Annotated in this window: 2 protein-coding genes; one reads left to right on the top strand and one right to left on the bottom strand. The window is 73.1% G+C overall.

The genetic code is table 11. From position 1 onward, the window contains the following. Positions 1–169, bottom strand: a 169-nt coding sequence (locus tag E1200_RS32380) for a maltotransferase domain-containing protein (protein WP_131956348.1), incomplete at its 3' end; no start/stop codon positions are given. A gap of 273 nt (positions 170–442) precedes the next feature. Between E1200_RS32380 and glgP the strand changes: the two genes are divergently transcribed. Next, positions 443–3,033 (top strand): alpha-glucan family phosphorylase (glgP, locus tag E1200_RS32375; protein WP_131956346.1); only part of this gene is annotated, 2,591 nt, incomplete at its 3' end.

Raw genomic sequence — 3,033 nt, 5'->3', positions numbered from 1 at the left:
CCAGCATCTCGTGCCCCTCACGGAACACCGTCGCCGACACCTCGACCGTCTCACCCACCACGGCCTTGGCCGGCCACCGGCCGCACCCCACCACCGGCGCCACATCCAGGATCGGGATGCGCCCGAGCGCCGGACTGGGAGCAGGGGACGTTCCGGACTCGACGTGCATAGGCCACCTCTACCCGCGCGGGAATTCCGAAACGTCCCATGCCCGCGATCAGACGCCTACCGTCCTGTAATTTCCGATAACTTTGCGCCGCCCGCCGGCCACCCCGGGTGAGGACCCCCGCGAGTACGTGATCCGCGAGCTCAGCCCGCACGGCCCGCCTCCGCGGCGGGGGGCATTCCGGAGTTCAAGAGCGGCTCTGGAGACGGTCGGTTCGGTGGGCCTTCCCTTCCCGGCTGTCGCACCATCGGGAGACAGCGCATAGCGTGACGTTGTGTGAAGGCAATCCGACGTTTCACGGTTCGCACCGTCCTCCCCGAGCCGCTCCGGCAGCTCGAAGAGCTCGTCCTGAACCTGCGCTGGTCCTGGCACCACGAGACGCTCGACCTGTTCCGCGCCGTCGACCCGGCGCTGTGGCAGGCCGTCCGGCACGATCCGGTCAGGCTGCTCGGCGAGGTCGCGCCGGAGCGGCTGGAGCGGCTGGCGGAGGACCGGCGGTTCCTGCGCCGCCTGCAGGACACCGCCGAGGACCTGCGCGAGTACCTGACGGCGCCGCGCTGGTACCAGTCGCGCGCGGGCGCGGACGCACCGTCCTGCATCGCCTACTTCTCGCCCGAGTACGGCATCACCGCCGCGCTGCCGCAGTACTCCGGCGGTCTCGGCATCCTCGCCGGCGACCACCTGAAGACGGCGAGCGACCTCGGCGTCCCGATCCTCGGGGTGGGCCTGCTGTACCGGCACGGGTACTTCTCCCAGTCGCTGTCGCCGGACGGCTGGCAGCTGGAGCGCTACCCGCCGATCGACCCGAACGGGCTGCCGCTCACCCTGCTCCGCGAGCGGGACGGGACACCGGTCCGCATCGTCATCGGCCTGCCCGCCGGCCGCGGCCACGTGGGCGGGCCGCAGGGCCGGGGCCTGCAGGCGCAGGTGTGGGTCGCGCAGGTCGGCCGCGTCCCGCAGCTCCTCCTCGACTCCGACGTCGAGGAGAACGAGCCGCCGGCGCGCGACATCACCGACCGGCTGTACGGGGGCGGCGGCGACCACCGGCTCCTGCAGGAGATGCTGCTCGGCATCGGCGGCGTGCGGGCCATCCGCGCGTACTGCCGCATCACCGGGCACCCGGAGCCCGAGGTGTTCCACACCAACGAGGGGCACGCCGGGTTCCTCGGCCTGGAGCGCATCCGCGAGCTGGTGTCGGCGGAGGGCCTGACGTTCGACGAGGCGCTGGAGGCGACCCGGGCGGGCACGGTGTTCACCACCCACACGCCCGTCCCCGCCGGCATCGACCGGTTCCCACGCGAGCTGATCACCCGCTACTTCGGCGGCGGCAACGAGACCGAGCAGGTCCCCGTCGAGCGGGTCCTCGCCCTCGGCGCCGAGGACTACCCCGGCGGCGACCGCACCGTGTTCAACATGGCCGTTATGGGGATGCGGCTGGCGCAGCGCGTCAACGGCGTCAGCGAGCTGCACGGGCAGGTCAGCCGCGAGATGTTCGGCGGCCTGTGGGGCGGGTTCGACACCGCCGAGGTCCCGGTCGGCTCGATCACCAACGGCGTGCACGCCGGGACGTGGGTCGCCCGCGAGGCCCTGGAGTTCACCGCCCGGGAACTGCCGTCGCTGATGGAGAGCGGCCACGGCTGGGAGGGCGTGCGCGACGTCTCCGAGGCCGAGATCTGGCGGATGCGCGGGCTGCTGCGGCGCCGGCTCGTGCTGGACGCGCGGCGCCGGCTGCGCGAGTCGTGGCGGCAGCGCGGCGCGAGCGAGGCGGAGATCTCCTGGATCGACGACGCCCTCGACCCGGACGTCCTCACGATCGGGTTCGCGCGGCGCGTCCCGTCCTACAAGCGGCTGACGCTGATGATGAGCGACCCGGACCGGCTCCGCGCCATCCTGCTGCACCCGGAGCGCCCGGTGCAGATCGTCATCGCGGGGAAGGCGCACCCCGCCGACGAGGGCGGCAAGCGGCTCATCCAGGAGATCGTCCGGTTCGCCGACTCGGCGGACGTCCGGCACCGCATCGTGTTCCTGCCCGACTACGACATGGCGCTGGGGCAGCTCATGGTGCAGGGCTGCGACGTGTGGATGAACAACCCGCTGCGGCCGCTGGAGGCGTGCGGCACGTCCGGGATGAAGGCCGCGCTGAACGGCGGGCTGAACCTGTCCATCCGGGACGGCTGGTGGGACGAGTGGTACGACGGGCAGAACGGCTGGGCGATCCCGTCCGCCGACGGCCTCGCCGCGCCCGACCGGCGCGACGAGCTGGAGGCCACCGCGCTGTACGAGCTGGTCGAGGAGCACGTCTCGGTCACGTTCTACGACCGGGACTCGGCCGGGCTGCCGCGCCGCTGGCTGGAGATGGTCAAGCACACCATCGCCACCCTCGGCCCGAAGGTGCTGGCGTCCCGGATGGTGCGCGACTACGTCGACGACCTGTACGCCCCGGCGGCGGCGTCCGAGCGCGCCATGGTCGCCGACAAGTTCGCGGGGGCGCGGGCCCTCGCGGCGTGGAAGCGGCGGGTCCGGGACGCGTGGCCGCGCGTCGCCGTCGAGCACGTGGAGTCCAGCGGGGAGGAGAGCCCGCAGGTCGGTGCGCGGCTGCCGGTCCGCGTGCTCGCCGACCTCGGCGGGCTCGACCCGGACGACGTCGCGGTGGAGGTCGTCTACGGCCGGGTGGACGACTCCGACGCGCTGGTCGGGCCGTCCCATCTGGAGCTGGAGCACGGCGGCCCGGTCGAGGACGGCCGGGTCCGCTACGTCGGGGAGGTACCGCTGGAGCGCAGCGGCGCGTTCGGGTACAGCGTCCGCGTGGTGCCGAGCCATCCGCTGCTGTCGGGGCGGGCGGAGATGGGCCTGGTGGCCCTCCCGCC

Source organism: Actinomadura sp. GC306 (assembly GCF_004348665.1).
GTDB lineage: Bacteria > Actinomycetota > Actinomycetes > Streptosporangiales > Streptosporangiaceae > Spirillospora.
Note: the sequence above shows the minus strand (reverse complement) of the source record. Positions and strands in the feature narration are given on the sequence as shown.